This is a genomic window from Rhodococcus sp. P4_C10, from assembly GCF_056402135.1.
The window spans coordinates 21,888-43,689 of the sequence record NZ_JBFUHZ010000019.1; the positions used below are offsets into that span (position 1 = coordinate 21,888).

Consider the following 21,802-nt stretch of genomic DNA (forward strand, 5'->3'; position numbering starts at 1 on the left):
CAAATGCCTACTGCAGATTACAGCCTCGTCGACGTCTTCGAAGGGCTCGCCCATCCGGTCGCCGAGGTCCGCGGTTACCGGACCGACAGCCAGACCGGCGAGCGGCTGGTCGACGTGACCCTCGACCGCTTCGGCGGCTTCGACGTGACCGTGCCCCTCGCCACCCTCGAGGCCCGGCTGGTGGCAGCGTGAGTACCGCCATCGCAAATACCTTCCAGGGCGCCGATGTTCGTCACGTGATCGTCGCCGACGAGCCGGTATGGATCGGCAAGGACGTCTGCGACGCAGTCGGCATCTCGAAGTACCGCGACGCGCTCGCGCAGCTCGACGCCGACGAAAGGGTGTCCGTGGCCGTGGACACCCTCGGCGGAGCCCAGCAGATGACCGCGGTCACCGAGGCCGGCATCTGGTCGCTGATGATGCTCAGCCGGTCCCCGCTCGTGAAGCCGTTCAAACGCTGGCTGACGCACGAGGTGCTCCCGGCGATCCGGCGCACCGGCGGCTACAGCTCGGCGCCGGCGCTCTCCGGGCCCGAGCTGATGGCGGCCGCGCTCGTCGAGGCGCAGCAAACACTCGCGGCGAAGGACTCGACGATCGCGCAGCTCGCCCCGAAGGCCGCGTACGTCAACGAGTTCGTCGCGGACGAGGACCTGATCCTGTTCCGGACGGTCGCGAATCAGCTCGTGGTCAAGGAGTCCTCGCTGCGCGAGGTCCTGATCGAACGCAACTGGATCTACAAGACCACGGGCACACGCTGGTCGAACTCGAAGGGCCGCAAGGAGGAGATCCACCAGTACCGCGCGTACGCCGACAAGAAGGAGTACTTCCGGCTGCGGGCGAAGCATGACGCGCCGCGGATCAACGGCGAGGTGCAGCAGACGTTGATGGTCACGCCGCCGGGCGCGGAGGCGATTGCACGGAACCTGGCTCGGTGGACTGAGGAGGCAGCGTGACGGCGGTCGATGGCGTCGCCGAGGAGATCCTGTCGTCTGACGCGGCGCAGGCCCCGGCGCAGGCAGGCCGTGCACCTCGGCCCGCGCCTCCTGAGCCCCGCGTGGACGTGCAGAGGTTCGACGCCGGGTGGATCCCGTACGTGATCCTCGCGGCTGGCCTGGTCCTCGCCGTCGTCCTCGCCGCGGCCAGCTACTGGTACCGCGCGCAGTGACCTGCGCGGACGCCCGGGCGCAAGCTCTCGCAGTGACTGGCGCCAATCGAGAAGCACAAAGGGTCATCCAGGAGGAACTGGCTCGAGCCCGAAACGCGGAGCGGTCAGCCAGTGATCGCATTCATAGCGGCGTCAATGGCGGCACCCGATCCACTCTCGAGAGCCTTCTCGCCGGCCTTCCACGCAACACGCGAAAGCATGCCCTTCGCGCCGTCGATCCAACCTTGGCGGTTCTGTTCAGGCACCGACGTGTCGGCGACATTCAGCATGGCCGCGCCGAGCTCAAAGGTAATGGTGCGGAGTTCGACGTCTCCGAAAGTCTGGAGCTCTTTGGCGACGCGACGCGCCTCAGAGATCAGACCCAGCATGTATCTGCGGACATCATCGTTGATGTCGCTGCTGGTCCGGACCAGCTCGTCGGTGGTGTCGAGGTGGGTGAGGAGGGCTGCAAGTTGGTCTGCGGCCACCGGGCGCGCGTAGTTCACGCTCGCGAGTTGTCCACCGAGGGCCTTGAGCAGCCGGAGATCGGACGGTTGAACGACATACCGGTGACTGGTAGTCAGGCTGGACCAAGGGGTCGAGCAGGCGAAAACCGCCTGATACCAAGCCGGAAGAACCTCGCGATAATGGTCGACCTCCTCGCCCATTGCTTCCATTCCGTCAAGCGCACGCTCGATTGCCTTGAGGAATCCTGCAGCCCGAGCATGAACCTCCCAAGTCCCCATCGCAGCTGCGTCGCCGCGAACAGTCTCAACATGGGTGTTTGGGGGCACAGACCATCCGGCCAAGACCTCGTGCAGCAGTTTCGCGGGGTTCGCCATGGCGTCAGATCGTACTTGGGCCGGCTCCGCTTCCTGCTCCGACTGCGAGGCAGTCCTGCGTCTTCAGGTCGTCCGCCGTGAGCCTCTAGTCCTCGCCGTATTCAACAAGCTTCCCGCAGGACACCACCTGCGCTGCCCTTCTGCACCCAAAAAACAGGAGACCACAACCATGTTCACGTTCTTGCACCATAAGGCCGATGGGTCCTTGACTCCGCTGGATGTCCTCGTCCCGACCAGCCGCGCCCGGTCCGTTCCGGCCGCCGAGCTGATCGACCGCCTGCGTACCGAGTACGCACCGAAGGCGGTGGCCTGAATGATCTCGTGGAACTGCCCCGATTGCATGAAGCGGCGAAACGCGGCGTGCGCGCCGGTGTGCCTGCCGGCGGATCGGATCGACCCGTGCGAGTTCAAGTCGGCGCGGATCGCGGCCGAGCGCGACGCCGCGACGGCCGAGGCGCTCGCTGCTGCAGGGGTGACCCGATGACGTGGAACCGTGAGAAGTTCGCCGCCAGGTACAGGGCGCTGCGCGCCGAAGGGCTCACCCGCGCCGAATGCGCGGCCCGCCTCGGACTGAACCCGAAGACGATGGACAACCGCGTCCGGTCAGCGGGCTGCTGGATTCCGCCGTCGGGTGTCCGGCAGCAGACGCAGGACATCGAGCGGATCGCGCAGCGGGCCGCCTGCATCTGTGACGACGTCCGCGAGGTCGACCCGAAGGTCGTGCTGTCGATCCTCGCGCAGCAGTGCGAGGCGGATCCACTGGTGATGGCGCAGCTGATCATGGCGCTCGCCGCGTGGGTCGATCCGGACGAGTCCCTTGAGCAGCGGGGCCGCCGCGTCGAGGCGATCACCGCACCACGGTTGGCGGTGGCTGGGTGATGGCCGGCCTGTTCCTCGACTGCGTGCTCCCCGGCTGCCACTCGATCGTCGAGTCCATCGGCGAGGTGTGCACGACCTGCCGACGCGAGTTCGGCGACCAGCTCCGGCCCGCCGGTGTGGCACTGACCGAAGCCCAGATCGCAACCCGAGACCGCGACACCCGCGCCGCCTACGCAGCAAGGGGATTCGCATGACCTCCGCAGCGGACTGGGGCGCCTGGCTCCTCGACAACCGGCTCTGGAACACCGACTGTCGCGCCTCCGTCTTCTGCGAGGCCGGCGAGCACGACCGCTGCGGGCACCAGTCCGGGCGGGCCTATGAGCACGGTGTGCATCGAACCCCCGGGTACCTCACCATTGGCACCGGCCCCGACGCCCAGGTCGTCTACTACCCCGAGTTCGGGAACCACTCCGCGGTGCGGATCGTCGAACCCGCGCACGCCTCCCACTGCCTCTGTGACTGCCACCGCCAGCTAGCGCCGCGGGAATGGGAGCAGATGGAGCTGTTCACGATCGGTGGTGCCTGATGCCGATCGCCCTCGACCAGGCCCAGTCCCTCGTTTCTCGCCCATTCGCCGAACGCCGCGTCATCTACCACTCCGTCACGACCGGCGAGCCCGTCGAGGCCGGCGTCATCGTCGGCATCAACAGACAGATGGTGCAGGTCCGCTACGGCGGCCGCGACGGGCCGATCCACGACACCCACCCCGCAAACCTCGCCCTCATCAGGAGGAACTCGTGAAGCTGAAAGTCGGCTCACCCGAACATCTCCGCGCGATCACCGCATCGAAGATCCCGTGCATCCTGGGCGTCTCCCGATTCAAGAGCCAGTACGCCCTCTGGCACGAGATGGCCGGCCTGCTCGAGCCTGAGCCGATCTCGGAGCAGACGCAGGAGCTGTTCGACTACGGTCACGCCGCCGAGGTCGCGGCCGCTGAGTTCTGGAAGTGGCGCAACCCCGGGTGGCGCCTCTCGCCCGGCGAGGTGCAGTACAGCCGCGACGAACTGCTCTTCCCGAACGCGGCGACCGTCGACCGCCGCGCATCCCGCGGCCGGGCCCGGAAGGTCGTCGAGGTGAAGACGGCCGAGTCCCTCGAAGCGTGGGGCGATGACGGATCTGGCGAGATCCCGACTGACTATGCCGCGCAGCTGGTCTGGCAGCAGTACATCAGCGGACTGACCGACCCGGCCGACCTCGTCCTGTGGCCGACGTGGGGCAGGCCGCGGATCTACACGCAGGACTACAACCACCCGCTCGCCATGGCCGTCCTCGACCGGGCGACCGCGTGGGTGATCAGCCTCGCGGACGGCGTGCCCCCGGAGCTTGACGACTCGATCAGCTGCTACGAGACCGTCCGGCGACTGCATCCGGACATCGAGCGGGACCTCGAGGTGGAGCTCGACCCGAGGCTCGCCGCCGACTACCTGGGCTGGACCCGCGAGCTCAAGGACACGGAGAAGCGTGCGCAGGGCCTCAAGACCCAGCTGCTCGACGCGATGGGCAACGCGCAGTACGCGACCTGCCGCGGCCACAAGATCGCCGACCGACGCAACCACGCCAGCGGCCGCGTCGCCCTCGTCGCCAACACCAAGACCGACATCCACAACCTCAAGGAGACCGCATGACCAGCAACGAAATCGCCCCCGTGACCGAGGTCGAGATCATCCCCGCCGGCGCGAGCCTGGCCGCGACCACCGGATCGGAGGGCGCAATCAGTCAGCTGAGGCAGCACGCCGAGGCGATGAACATCGCCTACGAGCTGGCCGAGAAGATGTGCGGCACCGCGCTGGTCCCGCAGATCTACCGCGGCAAGCCCGAGGACGGCACGGCCGCGATCCTCTACGGAGCCGAGCTCGGACTGAACCCGATCCAGTCGCTGCAGCAGATCTTCGTCGTGCACGGCACTCCGTCGATCTACGCCCGCACGATGGTCGCCCTGGTGAAGGTGAAGGGATACCTGATCGAAACGGTCGAGTCGACCAACGAGCAGGTCACCGTTCGCGGCACCAACCCGCGCACCGGTGTGTTCGAAGAGTCGACCTGGACCATCGACCGCGCCGCGCAGGCGGGCTACGTGCCGACGGTCGACGAGAAGACCGGCAAGTTCGCGACCAACGCGAACGGCAAGCTGATCGGCAACGAGAAGTACCTGAAGGACCCGCAGGCCATGCTCTACGCGAAGGCCGCCGCGGAGGTCTGCCGCAAGATCGCGCCCGAGGTACTGCTCGGCATCTCCCGAACCCGCGAGGAGCTCGAGCTCGAGCAGCCGATCCGCGCCACTGTCGAGCGAGTCGCGCCGCCGCAGCGTGGCGTCGCCGGGCTCGGTGCCGCGCTGGGCATCTCGGCACCGGCCGAGCCGGAGCCCGCACCGATTGTCCTGGCCACCTCCGCCGACCTCCGCAAGCTCGCCGCCGCCCTCGACAAGGCAGGCATCACCGACGTCGAGGAGGCCGCCGCGTTCCTCCGGGGACGCGTCGGGCGTGAGCTCGCATCGTCCAAGGAGATGACCCGCGACGAGATCGCCGCGACCATCCGCTTCCTTGAGACCGGCGAAGAGCCGGCCGATGCCCAGGCGGCGCAGCAGTGACCCACGCCGACTACTGGCAGACCATCGTCTACCGCCTGCTGACCGGCCAGCCGAACCTGCTGCGGTACCTCGCGATCCCCGGGGTGCTGCGATGAGCGACCTCAACGGGTACGGCGACCCGGGCGCCGACCCCGCCGACGAGTGGGGCCGCGACCCCGCGGCCCGCTGGGACGACGCCGACCAGCTCGCTGACGCCCGCGCCGAGCACGCTCACGATCTCGTCCGCGACGCGGTGCTCGACGCCCGGCCCGCGCGGAAGTGCGGGAGGGCGCACCCGATGTTCGCGTTCAACGGCTGCACCTGCACCCGATCCACGCACCTGCATCCCGACAACCGCCACCGCTGCCAATGCGGCACCAACTGGAACCGCTCCGCTCCCAACGCCCCCGACGCTCAAGGAGTCACCGCATGACCACCGAACTGACCACCGCCGACGCCGTGCATCGGGAGCTCACCGAGAACGCATGGGAGACCACGCGGGCCACAGAGGCTGGCCGCGCACTGAACCCGTGGGACGGACTGCCAGTCACCGAGCAGGCCGAGCTGACCGCGTTCGCCCGTGCTGTGTCCGTGGCCGTCGTCCGCACTGGCGAAGTCGACCGCATCCAAGTCGGCACCCGCGGCCTGGCGAAGTACGGCGCCGCCCCGATCCGCACCGACGACGGCGACGTGATCAGCCTCGCCACCTCGTCCAATGCCATGGGCACTTACCTCTGGCTGCGGACGACTGAAGAGACCGACGACGACCACCCCCGCACCGCCGTCGAGCTGAACGTCAACGACGCCACCGAACTACGCGACCGGCTCAACGCCTGGATCGCTGACGTGAAGGCGGCCGGCGAGTGATCACCGACCACCCCCAACGCCAGGAGCGCCCCGTGAAGAACCCCAAGACCCTCATCGCGGCAACCGCCTTCGCCGCACTCGCACTGACCGGCTGCTCAACCGACGCCGACGTGGTGTCCCAGAACCTCTCGAAGGCAGCCGACCAGTTCGAGATCAACCGCCGGATCGTCTTCTTCAACGGCATCACCGACACCTACCTCCTCACCATCGAGGGCCGCTGCGCCATCAACGACGACGGGAACCAGCTCGAGGTGACCTGCAAGACCCAGGGCGGGGAGTACAAGAAGCACTTCCTCGGCTTGAGCGACAACGTGTCCTACGTCGCGGAGCAGCTCGAGGGAGCTTCTGTGAGCGCGGACCACTACCGGGTGATCTTCAAGCCGGAGGTCATCGTGCCGGACGTGGACCGACCGTGAAGGCAGCCCGCCGGATGCCCGTGCCGGCCTGCGTCCGGTGCGGGCGCCCGATCAACGCGCACGGCGGGGTGTGCGCGGACTGCCGGATGAAAACCTCCCGCAATCTCGGCCCAGTTCAGGAAGGAAACACCCGTGGGATTGCCATGGATTCGGCTTGATACGGCCATCGCCGACCACCCGAAGATGCTCGATCTCGCCGACGGCAAGGCATTTCAGGCGATGGCCACGCACCTCCTCGCGATGACCTACGCCGGCAAACACGGCACAGACGGGTTCATCCCGAAGGGTGCTCTGCCGTTCATCCACGGCCGGAAGGCCGATGCGGACCGCCTCGTCCGCGTCGGCCTCTGGAAGGCGGCAGCGGGCGGCTGGGAGATCCACGGATGGGACGAATACCAGCTCAGCGACGACGAATCGAAGGCCAGGAAGCAGCGAGCGAAGAAGGGCGGGTGCATCAAGAACCATGGACCGGAATGCGGATGCTGGCGCGACGAAGCAGGTGCCTAAGCACGTGCTTGAAGCACTGCCTGGAAGCACTGCTTCAAGCACGTGCACGGACGGACGGACGGACGGACGTAACTAACGGAGAAGCACCCACCACAAGCACTCGTCTCACGTTTGTGAACGCGCGCAGGGGGGCAACGGGATTCGCAGCAGATCCGGGCCAGACCGAGACCACCTCGCGCGCCGCGGCCGACTCGCCGGCAGACCGAGATCGAGTTATCCACAGGGTTATCCCACTCCCGTGGACAAAGCCCCCGATGTCGATGAACGACCGAATGCACTGGGCCACCAAGGCGAAGCTCACCAACGCGATCCGGAAGACCGCCCGACTCCTCGCCCGAACCCACCGGCTGCCGACGGCGCTCGACCACGTCACCATCGAGCTCGTCTACCGCCCCCGAGCCAACATCCGCCGCGACGCCGACAACATCGTCCCCGTCCTCAAAGCCCTCTGCGACGGACTCGTCGACCACGGCCTCACCGCAGACGACACCCCCAACCTCATGACCAAGCACATGCCCCGCATCGAACCCGCCCAGAAGGGCGCAGGAGGCGCGATGTGGCTCGAACTGACCTGGGAGGCCCGATGACCACCATTCCCGCCGGAGCGTCGATCTCAGCCGCACCACTCGGCACACTGCTGCCCACCACGGCCACTGCCTACTACAGCGCATGGCACCCCATCGGCCACCTCGCCGGGGCCGATCACCTACGCGGCGGCCGAGGCCCGCTCGGCCGACACCTCAATGGCGAACCGATCCGCATGATCGAGGAGCACTTCCAAGTCGCCCTGCAGTTCGGCGATCTCGCGCCGCTGCGCATCACTCACCACCGATGGCTCATAGGCGACCCCGATCCGGATCCCCGGACCTCGCAGCAGCGCGCCCTGCCTCGCCCCAGCTCCACCCCACCGATGTGGGCGAACGATCCGACCCGATCCAGGAGGAACCGATGACCGATCAGTACATCCACACTGAGAACCTCGCCGTGGCGCTCCGCAACCTCAACACAGCGGTGAACGCGCTCGTCGCCCCGCAGGCCCAGACCATCGCCACCGACGACGGATCGCGGATCGTCACGAAGCCGAGCATCTACACCGAGATGGTCGAATCCACCCAGGCCGCACGAGGAACCGCGTTCGGCGGGGCCGCACGCTCGCTGCCTCCGATCTGGATCGACGGATGCGACTGGCTCCGGAAGGTCGACGACACCGTCAAGGCGTGGTGGCCCGCCGCCAAGGCGGGGACCGTCGAGCGTCTCGACGCGCTCACCGGCGCGAGCTGGCGCCCGCAGGACAGCCAATACCTCGAGCAGGTCGCCGCCGTGATCACCGGGTGGGTCACCGAAGCTGACGCGCTGCTCGACGGCAGCCGCACCCACTTCCCCCTCGACGCACCATGCCCCGCGTGCGGGGAAAAGTGGATCACCAACGTCGACACGCTCGGCGAACACGTCAGGGCCGCAGCGCTGAACGTGACGTCGATGGGCTGCAGCTGCGCCGCGTGCGGCCACCACTGGGGCCTCGAGTACTTCATGCACCTCGCCAAGGTCATCGACTGCACGCCGATCGAAGGAGTCATCACCGAGGACGAAAACCGCTCGCACACAGCCCCGACTACCTGAAAGAGTGGACACTGTGACCATCGCCAAGCTCGACCAGAAGCTGCTGAACTGGGCATCGCACCTCGATGACAACACCCTCGGCCAAGCGCAGGAGACGGCGTCGATGCCGTTCGTCCACCCGCACGTCGCGCTGATGCCCGACGCGCACAGCGGCAAAGGCTCCGCCGTCGGAACCGTGATCCCCACCCGGGCGGCAGTGATCCCGGCAGCCGTCGGCGTGGACATCGGATGCGGGATGATCGCGGTCCGAACGCAGTTCACCAAGGCCGACGTCGACGCCAACAGTCGGGGACTCGCCGAACTCCGGCAGACCATCGAGCAGTCGATCCCGCTGTCGCCCGGCAACTACAACCTGACCGACGCCCTCGGCAAGTGGTACGCGGAGCCGAAGATCGCCGAACTCGAGGCTCGCGCCGAGAAGGACGACGTCGACCTCACCCATTCCCCCAAGTGGCGAGAGCAGCTCGGATCCCTCGGAGGTGGAAACCACTTCATCGAGCTGTGCCTGGACGAAACCGGCCGGGTGTGGCTGTTCCTGCACTCTGGCAGCCGCGGCGTCGGAAACAAGATCGCGCAGAAGCACATCAAGGTTGCCCAGCAGCTGTGCAAGACATGGCACATCGACCTGCCGAACCGTGACCTCGCGTACCTCCCTGAAGGCGTCCCCGAGTTCTGGGAGTACATCCGCGAGTTGCGGTGGGCGCAGCGGTTCGCCTACCTGAACCGCGCCGAGATGATGGACCGCTTCGTTCACGTCTTCGGCGAGTGGATCGGGGCCGAGGTGGTGGAGGACGAGCGGATCAACTGCCACCACAACTACACAGAGCAGGAAGAGCACTACGGCGAGAAGGTGTGGCTCACCCGGAAGGGAGCGATCAACGCCCACGAAGGCGTCCGCGGCGTCATTCCCGGAAGCATGGGCACCCGCTCGTACGTCGTCTCCGGGAAGGGCAGCCGCCCGGGCCTGTCATCCGCCCCGCACGGTGCTGGTCGCAGGTTCTCCCGAACCGAAGCCCGGAAGAGGTTCACCGCTACCGATCTCGCTGCCCGGATGGAAGGCATCGAGTACCGGCATGGCGAGGAGTGGGTGGATGAGATCCCCGACGCCTACAAGGACATCGACCAGGTGATGGCCGACGCCGACGATCTGGTGGAGGTCATGCACGAGCTGCGCCAGATCCTCAACGTGAAGGGCACGTGATCGACACACCGGGATCCGAATCGCACTGATGTGATTTCCTGATATAGTTCGACTTGCGCCAGACGTGTCTCCAAGACACGGTCTGGCGTTTGTCGTATCCGGACCCCGAACGTCCAGGGGCGCGCCTGGATCGCTGAACCCTTCACGCCAGCTCCCCATCGGTGAGCGCGACGGCAGCGACAACAACGCGCATCAACCTCGGCAGGCGAAATTGATGCCAAGCCTCTGCGAACTCAATTCGCCTACATCCCAGCGAAAATAGTCCCTGGCAGAGCTGTGCCCAGATCTGCTGTTCCCCTCGATTTCCTCCCGCCGGACCGGCGCCGCGCAGCGGAGGAGGCACTACTGCATGCCGACTTGGCGACCCCTCGGGGTGCTGTCTGGCGCCAGCAAGTTCAACTATCAGAGGAGTTCTTCGATGGCCAATTACGGCACAGTCATCACTGGCACCGGCACGAGCAGCGGCCAGTTCGGCGTCGGCGGTACAGATCTCGCCATCCCCTACAAGCGCTGGGACGGGACGGTCGGCTACGTCCTCGGGGATACGTTCAACAACAACGGCGTCGGCGGCGCAGGTTGGCGATCTCCGGTCATGCTCTACGGTCCGGGCGGATCCATCGCCAACGGCATCACCTTCAACGGCGCATACGGCGGCAGCTACGCAACGCAGATGCTCAACTACGCGCACAACGCCAACAATGGGCTTGGTTTCGAGGGAACCCGGATTCCCACCGATGTCATGAGTGCAAGCAACAACAACTACCTGGCCTACGCATCGGTGAAGGATGTACACGCCGGCACGGTTAACTGCGGCCGAATCTGCTACTGGGACAACAGTACCAACCCTGTGATGCACGATGGACTGGTCACCTTTGATGACATCAACTTCACCAACATCGTCTTCTGTGGCAGCGAGGGCGGCAAGCACTACATGATGTCCAAGCCCTGGGGCCGAAACAACTCGGACGGGCCCATCCTGTTCCGCGCATCGGACATCGGAAACAAGTCCACCTACGAGTACTGGAACTTCGCCGGAGGCAACTGGCACTGGGGTCCCGAGTACCCGACCAAGATCTTCCCGGGCATGGGCTCCATCGGTGAACTGTCCGTACGGAAGGTCGGCAGCAAGTGGGTCATGTCCTACTTCGATGTCGTCGGCTACTGCATCTCCACACGGACCGCAACGAGCCTCGATGGCGTGTGGTCGGCCCCCAAGCAGCACGTCTGGGGAGTGGCGCCGGGGTGGACCGGCAAGCCCAGCTTTCCGCAGCTGTACGGCGGATTCATCCACCCGGAGAGCACCCTGACGAACCTCAAACTCATTGTTTCGCAGTGGAACACGACCACCAATTGGCCGTACTGGGCAATGCAGTTCGACGGTCTGGTTGCGTAGAGCCGATCGTCACACCGACGCGCGTGGCTGCGGCCGCGCGCGTCGGCGTGCTCGCCTGTGGACTCGTGCGGTGACTTGGCTCGACGAGCGATCGATATACGACAGCAGGAGGTAGCGATGCCCACCGTGTACGACCGCCTCTGCGACCTCCGCATCCGCCTACGCGACGCCCGCCTCGACAACAACGAGCAGCGCGTCCACGTCGTCCAAGCTCAGATCGACATCGAGCTCGACGCGCTCAACGCCGCACGAGACGAACGAGACGAACGATGAAGACCACCACGGACCGCGGCCTCGGCTGGACACACCAGAAGCAGCGCGAGCAACTCCTCCGCGCCCACGTCGACGGCACACCATGCTGGTGGTGCGACCGCCCCATGTACCGCGACCGCACGCGCAACTGGGACTACGACCCAACCTCGACCGACGCGGCATCCGGATCGCTCGCGGCCGATCACAGTCAGGCCCGGGCACATGGTGGCACGCATGCAGACCGACTCCTCCACGGCCGCTGCAACAAACAGCGCCAGGACGGCAGCCGAGACCACCTCAGACCCGCCATCACCGGATCAGACCCCGCAGGCGGCCTATCAGGCGACGACGGCCTCGGAATCCGGCTCATCGGCTGGCCCTGACCCCCCCTCGAGATTATCGAGGGGGGGAGGGTCCCTGACTTCCACGGTCCAGTCAGGCATTTTTTTACAGCCCGGATTTTGTACGGGCCGGGGAGGGGGTGGTCGTGTGGCTGACCTGGACTCTCTCGGCTCTGCCGGCCGCCGCCTGTACGACTCGCTGCACACCGACGACGAGCCGTACGCGCTGACCGCGCTGATCGTCGAGGCGGCCCGGATCAAGGACCGTCTCGACCAGTTCGACCGGGTGCTCGTAGGCGACTCCGACTGCTGGTTGAGCCTCGTCGAGGTGCGCGGTGAGGATGACATCCTCGAGATCCGGGTCGACTCGGCGCTGCAGGAGTCGAGGCAGCAGGCGAACGCGCTTCGCCAGCTGGTGTCGTCGATCCAGTCGCAGAAGGGGACCGCGCCTGCCGGTGATGGCGATGACGGCCTCGCTGATCTGTGATGACTTCCCGACGCTGACCGGTCGCCAGGAGCCGCACCACCTGTCTGTCCTCGACGGCGATGTCATGCACGGCGAGAAGGCTGTCGAGCTCGGCCGGCGCGTCGGGTCGATCGCGATGCCGTGGCAGGTCGAGGCGCAGCACGCGATCCTGTCGAGGACGGCGTCAGGCCGTTGGACGCATCCGACGTGCTGCCTGATCATTCCGCGGCAGAACGGCAAGTCCGAGGTCCTGATCCAGCGTTGCCTGTACGGGCTGTTCAAGCTGGGCGAGACGATCATCTACACGGCGCAGCGGTGGAAGACCGCCCGCGACGGGTGGCGGCGGATGATGGCCCTGATCAAGGGCCGACCGTGGCTCAAACGTCGGGTCGTCCGCGCTACGTGCTCGCAGGGCGAGGGCATCATCGAACTCGAGTCGGGTGCGGTCATCTCGTTCGGCACCCGCTCGAACGACACCGGCCGCGGCCTGACCGTGGTCGACCTGATCGTCTACGACGAGGCGTACAACCTCACCGACGGCGAGATCTCGGCGATGGCGTTCACGCAGATGGCCGCGAACAACCCGCAGCGGATCTACGCCTCGTCGGCGGTGAATCAGGACGAGCACTCGAACGGACTGGTCCTCGCGGCGGTCCGCAGGCGCGGACTCGAGAAGGAAGCGGGCCTGTACTTCGCGGAGTACATGGCGCCCGAGGAGATGCCGCGCGACGCCGAGGAGACCTGGCGCTACGCGAATCCGTCGTTCGGGGTGATCCAGACCGCGGAGAAGATCCTCGACATCATGCGGAACCTGTCGACTCCGGCGGGCCGCAAGGGCTTCGACGTCGAGGCTCTCGGCCGCGGCGACTGGCCGGAACCCGAGGACGAGACGCAGACGTGGCAGATCGTCGCAGAGGACCAGTGGAATGGCCTCGTCGACGTCTGGCCCGAGCTGGTCGGAACGGTCGGAATCGGACTCGCGCGCATCGGCACCCAGTGGGTGATCGCTGGCGCGCAACGAACGGACGACGGCCGGATCCACGTCGAGGTCGCATACCTGAGGATCGCGTCGAACCCCGACATCGTCGCGCTGCTCGGCCGGGTCGACGAGGCAGTGGAGCCGTGCGCGATCGCCACGGACGGCCGCTCGCCGGCAGTGGTCCTCGAGCCACTGATGACGAACGCCGGCATCGAGCTGATCAAGTCCAGCACCAACCAGGCCGCGCTGATGTGCAGCGGGTTCGTCGACGACGCCGATGACGGACTCATCTGCCACACCGGCCAACTGGTGCTCGAGCAGGCACTCGCGGCAGCTGAGAAGCGGACCCTGCCGCGTGGTGACTGGGTGGTCGACGCGTTCGCCGGCGATCCAGTTGTCGCGCCGTTGCTCGCCGTGATCCTGGCCCGGTGGGCGCTGCTCACCTTCGAGGCCCGGGCAGCAGGCACCGCGGCGCAGCCCGTCACCGACGGGGCCCGCGCCTACGACAACCACGACGCGTTCGACGTGTTCGCTGTCGCATTCTGAGGAGGTACCCATGGCCGAAGTGATGGCCGCCCGCCCGGTCGCCGAGGTCGGGTACGTCAACGGGAACGGCACCGACTGGCAGCAGTGGGACCAGGACGAGCATGTCCCGGACCTGCAGTGGCCCGAGTCCGTGCACGTCTACAGCCGGATGTCCCGAGAGGACGGCCGCGTGTCGTCGCTGCTGCAGGCGATCAGTCTGCCGATCCGCGGCACCACGTGGCGCATCGACCCGAACGGGGCCCGCGACGAGATCGTCGAGTTCGTCGCGCGTGACCTGGGCCTGTCGATCGCGGGCGCCGACGGAGCGTTGGCGACCTCACGCACGAAGGGCCGGTTCTCATGGAACAACCACCTGCAGCAGGTACTCCTGATGCTGCGCTACGGGCACAGCTATTTCGAGCAGGTGTACCGGATCGACGAGAACGACCGGGCACACATTCGGAAGCTGGCGCCGCGGCCGCAGAAGACGATCTCGAAGATCACCGTCGCTCTCGACGGCGGACTCGAGTCGATCACGCAGTCGCCGCCGGCCGGTCCGCTGACTGCGGCGGCGTTCATCCCGGACGGGTTCACAATCCCGGTCAATCGTCTCGTCGCGTACGTCCGTGATCCGGAAGCCGGTCAGTGGCAGGGCGAGTCGATCCTGCGGCCGGCCTACAAGCACTGGATCCTCAAGGACGAGTTCATGCGGATCCAGGCCGCGGCCGCCCGCCGCAACGGCATGGGCGTCCCGGTAGGGACCGCCTCGAAGTCGGACGACCAGGCCGAGGTCGACCACATGCACGAGATCGCGGCGAAGTTCCGCGGCGGCATGAACTCCGGCGTCGGCCTTGCGAATGGTCAGACGTTGGAGCTGCTCGGTGTGCAGGGCAACCTGCCCGACATCCAGCAGGCAATCGACTACCAGGACAAGCAGATCGCCCTCGCCGGGCTGGCGCACTTCCTGAACCTCGACCGCGGCGGCTCGCACGCACTCGCGTCGGTGCTGGCCGACCCGTTCGTGCAGTCCTTGAACGCATTCGCCGAGACGATCGCGGACACCGCGACTGCGCACATCGTCGAGGACCTGGTCGACGTGAACTGGGGTGAAGACGAACCGGCCCCGCGAATCGTGTTCGACGAGATCGGATCTCGGCAGGACGCCACCGCGGCGGCACTCGCGATGCTCGTGCAGTCCGGGCTGCTCGACGCCGACGACGTCGTGAAGATCACTGTCCGTCAGTCCCTCGGCATCCCGACCGCGAACGGCGCTGGCGATGCCGACCCGAACCGCGCGGACACCGCGCCCACCGAAGGAGAGCCCTCGTGACCCGAGCAGGCCGGCCACCGTCCGGACCTCGCGCCGACCGGCGCCGCGACTGGTACAAGATCCGCAACGCAGGAACCGACGGCGACGTCGCCGAGATCCTGATCTACGACGAGATCGGCTACGACGACTGGTGGGGCGGCGGGGTCAGCTCGAAGCAGTTCGCCCAAGACCTGTCCGCGATCGAGTCCGACTCGATCACCGTGCGGGTGAACTCGCCCGGCGGTGACGTGTTCGAGGGCATTGCGATCCTCAACGCGCTCCGCAACCACAAGGCCCGGATCACGGTCTACGTCGACGGCCTCGCAGCGTCCGCGGCGAGCTTTATCGCGATGGCCGGCGACGAAGTCGTCATGTGCCGCAACGCGGAGATGATGATCCATGACGCCTGGGGCTACTGCTCCGGGAACGCCGCCGAGATGCGCAAGATGGCTGCCGATCTCGACCGGGTCAGCGACAACATCGCCTCGATCTACGCCGAGCGCACCGACACCACGGCCGCCGAATGGCGCGACGTGATGAAGGAAGAGGCCTGGTACTCCGCCGACGAGGCGGTCGCGGCCGGCCTCGCCGACCGGGTCGAGGCGAAGCCCACGAGCGAACCCGACGAGGAAGTCGACGCGAAGGCGTCGTTCGACCTGTCGATCTTCAACTACGCCGGGCGCCGCGCCGCGCCGGCGCCCAAGCCACTCGCCCCCGTGGCGAGGACCGCACCCGAGTCCCCGGGCGCGAACACCACCACCGAAAGAGGAGGTTCGGACGTGGCATTCACGGACGAGCAGACGAGTGAACTCCGTGAGGCTCTGAGCCTCCCCGAGGACGCAACCGACCAGGAGATCTTCGACGCGGTGCTCGACGAGCTGACCGCCCCCGAGGAGACCGCGCCCGAGACCGGGACCGACAACCGCGCGACGGCGTCGGCGGCCACCCTGCCCGCTGGTGTGGTCGCGGTCGAGTCGTCGGTGCTCGACGCGCTCCGCCTCGACGCGCAGCGCGGCGCCCAGGCCCGCGCGCAGCAGGAGACCGAAGCGCGCACCGCGCTGGTCTCCGCCGCGATCAAGGACGGCCGCATCGCGGCCGCCCGCAAGGACCACTGGCTCGCGGCACTGACCGCGGACCCCGGCGGCGCCGGCCAGACCCTCTCCTCCCTCGCGCCCGGCCTCGTCCCGGTCGAGGAGGTCGGCCACGGCGTCGGCACCGAGAACTCGGCGCAGGACCTCGGCTGGTTCAACACCACCTCCACGAAGGGAGCCTGATCATGGCGAACGAGAACATCGAGATCTACAGCCCCGGCCAGGACATCTCCGGCCGCGCGTCCGCTGCGGTGACCGGGAAGCGGTTCCTCAAGATCTCCGGAAACCGGGCCGCCGGCAACATCGCCGTCGCGCACGCCGACGCCGCGGGCCGCACCTGCGGAGTGTCCGGCCGCGACGCCGCCAGCGGCGAGCTGGTCGACGTCAAGCGCGGATCGGGCCGAGTGGTCTTCGTGACCGCCGCCGCCGCGATCGCCGCGTTCGCGGAGGTCGAGGTCGGCGCGAACGGCCAGGCCGCCACCAAGGCATCGGGTGTGGCCGTCGGCTACGCCGTCACCGCAGCCACATCCGGCGGCGACGCCGAGATCAGCCTCTACTGAAAGCGAGGACGACATGACCTCTCCCGCACCCGTTTCCTACCCGCTCGGCGCGCCCACCGTCTCCGGGGGCAACCTCACCGTCGATACCGCGCTCAAGCAGCCGGGCCGCATCACCAAGCGGATCGCCGACCTGACCCTGCAGCAGTTCATCATTGACAAGATCTTCGCGACCTCGGGCGTGACGGTCGCGTCCGGCGCGGTGATCTACGACCAGGTCACCAAGAACGAGCTCTACACCACCCGCGACGTCGAAGAGCGTGCGGCCGGCGCCGAGTACGCGATCGTCGGCAGCGAGCGCGGCGAACCGAAGGTCGCGGCGGCCGAGGACTGGGGCGGCAAGTTCTGGATCACCGATCAGGCGAAGTCGCGCAACGACGTTGTGCACTTCAACAACCAGGTGACTCAGCTCGGCAACACCATCGTCCGCAAGGTCAACCAGCGCACGGTCGCGACCCTCGACGCTGCGATCACCGGTCTCGGCGGCGCCGGTGTCGTTCCCGGCAACAACTGGTCCGACGTCACCCTCACCGGCACCACGCCGACGCCGAACAACCAGCGCCCCTTCGCGGACTTCGCGAAGGTGCAGCTCGCCGCGGACGTCGAAGAGCTCGGCGTGGTCTACGACCTGTGGCTGCTCAACCCGCAGGAGAAGCACAACCTGCGGATCGCCTACGGTCCGGATCTCGACGAGATCCTCAAGGAGGCCGGACTCGAGATCTTCCCGTCGAACCGCGTCGCCGCCGGCACCGGCTACGCCGTCGCTCGCGGCCAGGTCGGGTTCCTCGACTACGAGCAGGGCCTGACCACCGAGACCTGGCGCGAGGAGAAGACGCGGAAGAACTGGGTCCAGTCCTACGTGCAGCCGATCTTCGGTGTCACGAACCCGTACTCCATCAAGAAGCTGACCGGGCTGGCGGGCTGACATGGCGCGCAAGAAGATCCGAGTCGCGGTCTGGGAGTACCGCAACGACGAAGGTAAGCGGCGGCTCGCCTACTTCGGCGACTCCGTCGAGCTCCCCGAGTCCGAGATCGCGCGCGGCACGGCGGCCGGAGCGTTCGACCAGCCCGAGCCGCCGGCGCCCGCGCCCGACGCCGAGCCCGACGCCGACCAGCCGCCAGCCGACGAGATCAAGGAGCCAACGGTCGACCAGCCGCGCCGGCCCCGCGCCACCGCGACCGCTGAGAAGTGGGCGGCCTACGCGAAGGCGATCGGAATCGACGCCGACCGGGTCGACACGGTGAAGTCCGATAAGGACGCGATCATCGCGCTCGTCGACGCTGCCGAAGCCGAGAACTGACGGGAGGGGGTGTCATGCCTTTCGCGACATCCGATGAGATCGAACAGAACTGGCGCCCCCTCACCACCACCGAAAAGAGTTGGGCCACCCTGCTCCTCGGCGCGGCCGAACGGTGGATCCGAGGCAAGGCTCCGGGCATCGCCGACGGCGACCCAGCGGCGAAGATCGTGTCGATCGCCGTCGTCAGGAACGCACTGCAACCCGGCGACCACGCCGGGTACAGCTCGTTTTCCAAGACGCTCGGCCCACGGTCGAAGTCCGGCACGCTCGCCAACCCGGACGCCGCGCTCACGTGGTTGCCGTGGATGAAGGAGCAGCTCGGGATCTCGGCGGCCGCGCAGCCGCGCGCCACGTTCGGGGACGGAGGTTTCCATGAGTGCTGGTGAGACCGTCACCGTCCGGCCGGGCACAACGCTCGACAGCAAGCGCGACCCAGTCCCGGCCAGTGGCACCACCTTCGACATCGAGGGCTGCGTCATCGAGCCGCTCGGCAGCGAGGAAGTCGGCGAGGTCGGCCGGCGGATCAAGGTGACACGCATCCGCATCTTCTCGCCCGGTCCAATCTCGCGGCCCATCACCGCGACGGACGTCGTCGAGGCCCGTGGCGTGCAGTGGGCAATCGACGGTCACGCCGACGACTGGGTCGACGAGGACCCCGAGCTGGCGGGTCCAGTGATCACCGCTTCGAGAGGCGAGGGGTAGTCGCATGGCACAGACCTTCCGGCTCAACCGCGCGGGCGTCAGCAAGATCCTCAAGTCGGAACCGGTCGCCCAGATGACGACCGCCGTTGCGGAGCGACTCGGCGCGGCGGTACGAACAACGGTCGGCCCCGACGTCGAGGTGCGCGTCACCCCGTACACGACCGACCGAGGCGCCGCGTCCGTCACCATCGCGCACCCGCGAGGCGCGGCGATGCAGGCCACCGACGGCGCGCTCACGCGCGCCGCGGCGGCCGTCGGCCTGACGGTGACGTCGCGGTGAAGGCGCAGCGACAGCCGGCCGAGGCCGCGGTCCCGGTCAAGGAGTTCCTCGCGGCTCGCCTGGCAGTGCCCGAACCGGACGTCACCGTCCAGCTCGTCCTGCCGCCGCAGTGGTCCCCGGAGACTCATCCGCCCGCCGTGGTCGTGTTCGACGACGGCGGCCCGATGCGGTGGCCGGTGGCCACGAAGCCGCAGATCCGCATCACGGTGTGGGCCCACGGCCGCACACGCGCACGGGATCTCGCGGGCCTGTGCCTGGGATGGCTGCTCGCGCTGCGCGTCCCCGGCGTCAAGGTCTCCCCCGGCTCGTCGATCATCGACGCCCTCGACCCCAGCAACGGCGGCGACATGGCCTCGTTCACGGTCAACACCACCATTCGCACGAAACCACTCCCACCGGTCACGCCGTGACCCGAAACCCTTTGGAAGGGGTGCTTTTCCATGACCGCTCAAGTCAATGCCGACGCCACCAGAATTTGGGACGGGGCCGAGACGTACGTCATCGCCGCGACCGACGTCCCGGGCGGTGACATCGAGGCCCTGGTGCCTGCCAACGTCGACGACCCGATCGACCCCAAGTGGCTGTTCATCGGCCTGCAGGACGCGGACGCCGGTGTGCCGATCTCGACCGAGCTCGAGATCATCCACTACGACGGATTCAATCACCCGCGGTACCGGTCCAAGGCGCGCCGCGGATCGGTCACGACCGGGTTCACCGCGTTCGAGGACAACGCCGTCACCCGGAAGTTCGTCCTTCCCGGCTCAGGGCCGAAGCGCATCGGCGCACCGAAGGGCCTGCGGTTCTACGTGCTCTACCGATTCGAGGACGAGGGCTACGTCGACATCCTCGTCACGACCCGGTCCGCGCTGCTCGAACTGTCCTCGCACAGCGGCAAGACCGAGGCCGGGCAGGAGTCGTACGAGATGACCTGCCACCACGCGAACGACTCGAACGGCGACGTGTTCATCCGCGTCGAGACCGAGGGCGAACTGGCGATCACCACGTCGACGCTGCCCGCCGGCGTCGTCGGAACCCCGTACTCGCAGACGCTGACCGCGTCCGGCGGCACCGGGGCCAAGACGTGGACCAAGACGGGCACCCTGCCCACCGGCCTGACGCTCGCGACCGACGGCGTCCTCTCCGGTACGCCGACCGCGGCCGGCACCCCGAGCATCACCTTCAAGGTGACCGACTCGGCCACGCCGGCGGTCGAGGCAACCAAGTCGATCACGGTCACGGTCACCGCCACCTGATGCCCCGGCCGCCCGCGGAGTGCAGCCCGSGGGCGGCCGGTCACCACTGCTGCACACCAGCTGCACAGGAGGCGCAATGCCCCGCGTTCCATCCGACGCCGAGATCACCTCGGTCGCTGCGCGTCTCGGCATGCCTGCGGTCACGCCGCGAGACCGGGCGAAGGTCGCGAAAGCGGCCCAACTCGCACCACAGATCGACGCCCACGAGGCCGCGGCTGCGGAGTCGGCAGCCGACTTCGCCGAGCTGATCTCTGCCACACATGCCGGCCTGCTCGCCGCAGGCATCCCCGACCACGCCGCCGACCTCGTCGTCGCGGCAATCGCGCCCGACGTCTGGCGCACGACCCAAGGAGCTGCACATGCCCTCTGACGACGACTTCGACTCGTTCGACGACGACACGACCGACGAGCCGACCGCCGAAGACATCGAGGCCGCTCGCCGACTGATCGCCCACGTCGATGCCCCCGCCGCGGTTGGCGCTGCGGTCGACCACCTTCTCACCATCGCCGACAGCTCGCACCCGAACCGGGCCGAACGACGAAAGAAGCACCGCGGCAAGGGGAAAGCCAAGGAGATCCCCGCGAACGCACCCGAGCCCCGGGACCATCCCGCGAAGCGAGATGCCCGCGTGGCCGAGGCGGCCTCGGGCGGATCGACGATCGTCCTCACCCTGTGGGGCGAGGAGATCCGGATCGAACAGTCCGACCTGTTCGACTCCTGGGACTGGCAGATCGGTGCGATCCAGAAGAGCCCCCTCATGATGGTCAAGGGACTCCTCGGCGACGCCCGGTTCGGCTGGTTCGCCGCACGAGCCCAGGCCGAGGGCAAGGCTCCGGCGCAGGCCGCGCTCGAGGTGATGAACCTCTTCACCGACGCGGTCGGGATCGGCACCCCGGGAAAATGATTGGCCTGCTCGACCTGCTGCGCACGAAGGGCGACCCGATCGAGGCGGACCTGCGCCGCTTCCATCGGGTCGACCTCCGTGATCTGTGGCGGCCGGGCGGGGGTACCGCGCAGCTGACGCTGCGCCTGCTGTACGTCCTGATCCAGTACCTGCCGGCCACGTCCGCTCTCGCGATCGCCGACAACGGCGGCACGCAGCCCTGGTCGATCACCGAACACCTGATCGCGGACCTGTGGGAGCAGAAGGCCAACGCGGGCCGCGGCCGAAAGCCACGAGTCAAGCATCCGCGACGCACGGAGATGGTCAAGCGCCAGACCGCGCGCAGCCACAAGTCGAAGCGAAGCGCGTTCGAGCGGGCCAAGGCACGACGGGCCCGGGAGCTCGACACAACCGAATAGGAGGCGGC

38 protein-coding genes are annotated in these 21,802 nt (G+C 67.6%); 37 read left to right on the forward strand and 1 reads right to left on the reverse strand.

Annotated features, from left to right (window positions below; all coding sequences use genetic code 11):
- The first annotated feature begins 3 nt into the window (after nucleotides 1-3).
- Genes AC1DWC_RS15185 through AC1DWC_RS15195 form a run of 3 tightly spaced genes read left to right on the forward strand, consistent with a single transcriptional unit; the run spans nucleotide 4 to nucleotide 1,165 of the window.
- Complete coding sequence (locus tag AC1DWC_RS15185) at nucleotides 4-192, forward strand: hypothetical protein (protein WP_477909284.1); 189 nt, start codon at nucleotides 4-6, stop codon at nucleotides 190-192.
- A complete protein-coding gene (locus AC1DWC_RS15190) occupies nucleotides 189-953 on the forward strand; it encodes a phage antirepressor (protein WP_477909286.1) in 765 nt (254 codons plus the stop codon). The genes AC1DWC_RS15185 and AC1DWC_RS15190 overlap by 4 nt, the downstream gene beginning before the upstream one ends.
- Nucleotides 950-1,165, forward strand: coding sequence for a hypothetical protein (locus AC1DWC_RS15195; protein WP_477909288.1), 216 nt, complete (start codon nucleotides 950-952; stop codon nucleotides 1,163-1,165). Before AC1DWC_RS15190 ends, AC1DWC_RS15195 begins: the two co-directional genes overlap by 4 nt.
- 104 nt (nucleotides 1,166-1,269) lie before the next feature.
- Here the strand turns inward: AC1DWC_RS15195 and AC1DWC_RS15200 are convergent, their stop codons facing one another.
- Nucleotides 1,270-1,986: a hypothetical protein gene (locus tag AC1DWC_RS15200; protein ID WP_477909290.1), complete on the reverse strand. Its 717-nt coding sequence runs from the start codon at nucleotides 1,984-1,986 to the stop codon at nucleotides 1,270-1,272.
- Between the two features lie 169 nt (nucleotides 1,987-2,155).
- Between AC1DWC_RS15200 and AC1DWC_RS15205 the strand changes: the two genes are divergently transcribed.
- The 34 genes from AC1DWC_RS15205 to AC1DWC_RS15370 all read left to right on the forward strand — a co-directional run bounded on the left by AC1DWC_RS15205 (nucleotide 2,156) and on the right by AC1DWC_RS15370 (nucleotide 21,794).
- Entirely contained in the window at nucleotides 2,156-2,299 is a 144-nt protein-coding gene (locus AC1DWC_RS15205) for a hypothetical protein (protein WP_477909292.1), read from the forward strand.
- Nucleotides 2,300-2,470 (forward strand): hypothetical protein, encoded by a 171-nt coding sequence (locus AC1DWC_RS15210; protein ID WP_477909294.1) that lies wholly within the window; start codon nucleotides 2,300-2,302, stop codon nucleotides 2,468-2,470. It begins immediately after the preceding gene.
- Nucleotides 2,467-2,865, forward strand: coding sequence for a hypothetical protein (locus AC1DWC_RS15215; RefSeq protein ID WP_477909296.1), 399 nt, complete (start codon nucleotides 2,467-2,469; stop codon nucleotides 2,863-2,865). The genes AC1DWC_RS15210 and AC1DWC_RS15215 overlap by 4 nt, the downstream gene beginning before the upstream one ends.
- A complete protein-coding gene (locus AC1DWC_RS15220) occupies nucleotides 2,865-3,059 on the forward strand; it encodes a hypothetical protein (protein ID WP_477909298.1) in 195 nt (64 codons plus the stop codon). The genes AC1DWC_RS15215 and AC1DWC_RS15220 overlap by 1 nt, the downstream gene beginning before the upstream one ends.
- The gene (locus AC1DWC_RS15225; RefSeq protein ID WP_477909300.1) at nucleotides 3,056-3,391 is read left to right on the forward strand and encodes a hypothetical protein; all 336 of its coding nucleotides are present in this window, start codon (nucleotides 3,056-3,058) and stop codon (nucleotides 3,389-3,391) included. Before AC1DWC_RS15220 ends, AC1DWC_RS15225 begins: the two co-directional genes overlap by 4 nt.
- Complete coding sequence (locus tag AC1DWC_RS15230) at nucleotides 3,391-3,606, forward strand: hypothetical protein (RefSeq protein WP_477909301.1); 216 nt, start codon at nucleotides 3,391-3,393, stop codon at nucleotides 3,604-3,606. Before AC1DWC_RS15225 ends, AC1DWC_RS15230 begins: the two co-directional genes overlap by 1 nt.
- A complete protein-coding gene (locus AC1DWC_RS15235; protein WP_477909303.1) occupies nucleotides 3,603-4,490 on the forward strand; it encodes a YqaJ viral recombinase family protein in 888 nt (295 codons plus the stop codon). Before AC1DWC_RS15230 ends, AC1DWC_RS15235 begins: the two co-directional genes overlap by 4 nt.
- The gene (locus AC1DWC_RS15240) at nucleotides 4,487-5,452 is read left to right on the forward strand and encodes a hypothetical protein (protein WP_477909305.1); all 966 of its coding nucleotides are present in this window, start codon (nucleotides 4,487-4,489) and stop codon (nucleotides 5,450-5,452) included. The genes AC1DWC_RS15235 and AC1DWC_RS15240 overlap by 4 nt, the downstream gene beginning before the upstream one ends.
- Before the next feature lie 91 nt (nucleotides 5,453-5,543).
- Nucleotides 5,544-5,864: a hypothetical protein gene (locus AC1DWC_RS15245; protein ID WP_477909307.1), complete on the forward strand. Its 321-nt coding sequence runs from the start codon at nucleotides 5,544-5,546 to the stop codon at nucleotides 5,862-5,864.
- On the forward strand, nucleotides 5,861-6,298 hold the full coding sequence (locus AC1DWC_RS15250) for a hypothetical protein (RefSeq protein ID WP_477909309.1): 438 nt from the start codon (nucleotides 5,861-5,863) through the stop codon (nucleotides 6,296-6,298). The genes AC1DWC_RS15245 and AC1DWC_RS15250 overlap by 4 nt, the downstream gene beginning before the upstream one ends.
- Nucleotides 6,299-6,330: 32 nt before the next feature.
- Complete coding sequence (locus AC1DWC_RS15255) at nucleotides 6,331-6,714, forward strand: beta-sandwich lipoprotein (RefSeq protein WP_477909311.1); 384 nt, start codon at nucleotides 6,331-6,333, stop codon at nucleotides 6,712-6,714.
- 132 nt (nucleotides 6,715-6,846) lie between these two features.
- Nucleotides 6,847-7,221 (forward strand): hypothetical protein, encoded by a 375-nt coding sequence (locus tag AC1DWC_RS15260; protein WP_477909313.1) that lies wholly within the window; start codon nucleotides 6,847-6,849, stop codon nucleotides 7,219-7,221.
- Nucleotides 7,222-7,475: 254 nt separating this feature from the next.
- A complete protein-coding gene (locus AC1DWC_RS15265; protein WP_477909315.1) occupies nucleotides 7,476-7,808 on the forward strand; it encodes a RusA family crossover junction endodeoxyribonuclease in 333 nt (110 codons plus the stop codon).
- A complete protein-coding gene (locus AC1DWC_RS15270) occupies nucleotides 7,805-8,173 on the forward strand; it encodes a hypothetical protein (RefSeq protein WP_477909317.1) in 369 nt (122 codons plus the stop codon). The genes AC1DWC_RS15265 and AC1DWC_RS15270 overlap by 4 nt, the downstream gene beginning before the upstream one ends.
- Nucleotides 8,170-8,841, forward strand: a complete 672-nt coding sequence (locus AC1DWC_RS15275) for a DUF7341 domain-containing protein (protein ID WP_477909319.1) — start codon at nucleotides 8,170-8,172, stop codon at nucleotides 8,839-8,841. Before AC1DWC_RS15270 ends, AC1DWC_RS15275 begins: the two co-directional genes overlap by 4 nt.
- 19 nt (nucleotides 8,842-8,860) lie before the next feature.
- Nucleotides 8,861-10,042, forward strand: a complete 1,182-nt coding sequence (locus AC1DWC_RS15280) for an RtcB family protein (protein WP_477909376.1) — start codon at nucleotides 8,861-8,863, stop codon at nucleotides 10,040-10,042.
- A 418-nt stretch (nucleotides 10,043-10,460) separates the two neighbouring features.
- Nucleotides 10,461-11,435 (forward strand): DUF4185 domain-containing protein, encoded by a 975-nt coding sequence (locus tag AC1DWC_RS15285; RefSeq protein WP_477909321.1) that lies wholly within the window; start codon nucleotides 10,461-10,463, stop codon nucleotides 11,433-11,435.
- Nucleotides 11,436-11,552: 117 nt separating this feature from the next.
- Nucleotides 11,553-11,708 carry a hypothetical protein gene (locus AC1DWC_RS15290; protein ID WP_477909323.1) on the forward strand — a complete coding sequence of 52 codons (156 nt, stop codon included), beginning with the start codon at nucleotides 11,553-11,555 and terminating at the stop codon, nucleotides 11,706-11,708.
- Nucleotides 11,705-12,070: a hypothetical protein gene (locus AC1DWC_RS15295; RefSeq protein ID WP_477909325.1), complete on the forward strand. Its 366-nt coding sequence runs from the start codon at nucleotides 11,705-11,707 to the stop codon at nucleotides 12,068-12,070. Before AC1DWC_RS15290 ends, AC1DWC_RS15295 begins: the two co-directional genes overlap by 4 nt.
- A gap of 106 nt (nucleotides 12,071-12,176) precedes the next feature.
- A complete protein-coding gene (locus tag AC1DWC_RS15300) occupies nucleotides 12,177-12,515 on the forward strand; it encodes a hypothetical protein (protein WP_477641449.1) in 339 nt (112 codons plus the stop codon).
- A complete protein-coding gene (locus AC1DWC_RS15305; RefSeq protein ID WP_477909327.1) occupies nucleotides 12,493-14,019 on the forward strand; it encodes a hypothetical protein in 1,527 nt (508 codons plus the stop codon). Before AC1DWC_RS15300 ends, AC1DWC_RS15305 begins: the two co-directional genes overlap by 23 nt.
- A 10-nt stretch (nucleotides 14,020-14,029) precedes the next feature.
- Complete coding sequence (locus AC1DWC_RS15310) at nucleotides 14,030-15,328, forward strand: phage portal protein family protein (protein WP_477909329.1); 1,299 nt, start codon at nucleotides 14,030-14,032, stop codon at nucleotides 15,326-15,328.
- Nucleotides 15,325-16,581 (forward strand): head maturation protease, ClpP-related, encoded by a 1,257-nt coding sequence (locus AC1DWC_RS15315; protein ID WP_477909331.1) that lies wholly within the window; start codon nucleotides 15,325-15,327, stop codon nucleotides 16,579-16,581. The genes AC1DWC_RS15310 and AC1DWC_RS15315 overlap by 4 nt, the downstream gene beginning before the upstream one ends.
- Nucleotides 16,582-16,583: 2 nt before the next feature.
- The gene (locus tag AC1DWC_RS15320) at nucleotides 16,584-16,958 is read left to right on the forward strand and encodes a capsid cement protein (RefSeq protein WP_477909333.1); all 375 of its coding nucleotides are present in this window, start codon (nucleotides 16,584-16,586) and stop codon (nucleotides 16,956-16,958) included.
- A gap of 13 nt (nucleotides 16,959-16,971) precedes the next feature.
- Nucleotides 16,972-17,880: a major capsid protein gene (locus AC1DWC_RS15325; RefSeq protein WP_477909335.1), complete on the forward strand. Its 909-nt coding sequence runs from the start codon at nucleotides 16,972-16,974 to the stop codon at nucleotides 17,878-17,880.
- A 1-nt stretch (nucleotide 17,881) separates the two neighbouring features.
- Nucleotides 17,882-18,256 carry a lipase chaperone gene (locus AC1DWC_RS15330; RefSeq protein ID WP_477909337.1) on the forward strand — a complete coding sequence of 125 codons (375 nt, stop codon included), beginning with the start codon at nucleotides 17,882-17,884 and terminating at the stop codon, nucleotides 18,254-18,256.
- Between the two features lie 14 nt (nucleotides 18,257-18,270).
- Nucleotides 18,271-18,642, forward strand: a complete 372-nt coding sequence (locus tag AC1DWC_RS15335) for a hypothetical protein (RefSeq protein WP_477909339.1) — start codon at nucleotides 18,271-18,273, stop codon at nucleotides 18,640-18,642.
- Nucleotides 18,629-18,958, forward strand: coding sequence for a hypothetical protein (locus AC1DWC_RS15340; protein WP_477641553.1), 330 nt, complete (start codon nucleotides 18,629-18,631; stop codon nucleotides 18,956-18,958). The genes AC1DWC_RS15335 and AC1DWC_RS15340 overlap by 14 nt, the downstream gene beginning before the upstream one ends.
- A gap of 4 nt (nucleotides 18,959-18,962) precedes the next feature.
- Nucleotides 18,963-19,238, forward strand: coding sequence for a hypothetical protein (locus AC1DWC_RS15345; protein ID WP_477909341.1), 276 nt, complete (start codon nucleotides 18,963-18,965; stop codon nucleotides 19,236-19,238).
- Nucleotides 19,235-19,648, forward strand: a complete 414-nt coding sequence (locus AC1DWC_RS15350) for a hypothetical protein (protein WP_477909343.1) — start codon at nucleotides 19,235-19,237, stop codon at nucleotides 19,646-19,648. Before AC1DWC_RS15345 ends, AC1DWC_RS15350 begins: the two co-directional genes overlap by 4 nt.
- Before the next feature lie 30 nt (nucleotides 19,649-19,678).
- Nucleotides 19,679-20,491: an Ig domain-containing protein gene (locus tag AC1DWC_RS15355; RefSeq protein WP_477909345.1), complete on the forward strand. Its 813-nt coding sequence runs from the start codon at nucleotides 19,679-19,681 to the stop codon at nucleotides 20,489-20,491.
- A 76-nt stretch (nucleotides 20,492-20,567) separates the two neighbouring features.
- Nucleotides 20,568-20,861 (forward strand): hypothetical protein, encoded by a 294-nt coding sequence (locus AC1DWC_RS15360; RefSeq protein WP_477909347.1) that lies wholly within the window; start codon nucleotides 20,568-20,570, stop codon nucleotides 20,859-20,861.
- Entirely contained in the window at nucleotides 20,851-21,396 is a 546-nt protein-coding gene (locus tag AC1DWC_RS15365) for a hypothetical protein (RefSeq protein ID WP_477909349.1), read from the forward strand. Before AC1DWC_RS15360 ends, AC1DWC_RS15365 begins: the two co-directional genes overlap by 11 nt.
- Nucleotides 21,393-21,794 (forward strand): hypothetical protein, encoded by a 402-nt coding sequence (locus AC1DWC_RS15370; protein WP_477909351.1) that lies wholly within the window; start codon nucleotides 21,393-21,395, stop codon nucleotides 21,792-21,794. The genes AC1DWC_RS15365 and AC1DWC_RS15370 overlap by 4 nt, the downstream gene beginning before the upstream one ends.
- Nucleotides 21,795-21,802: the final 8 nt, after the last annotated feature.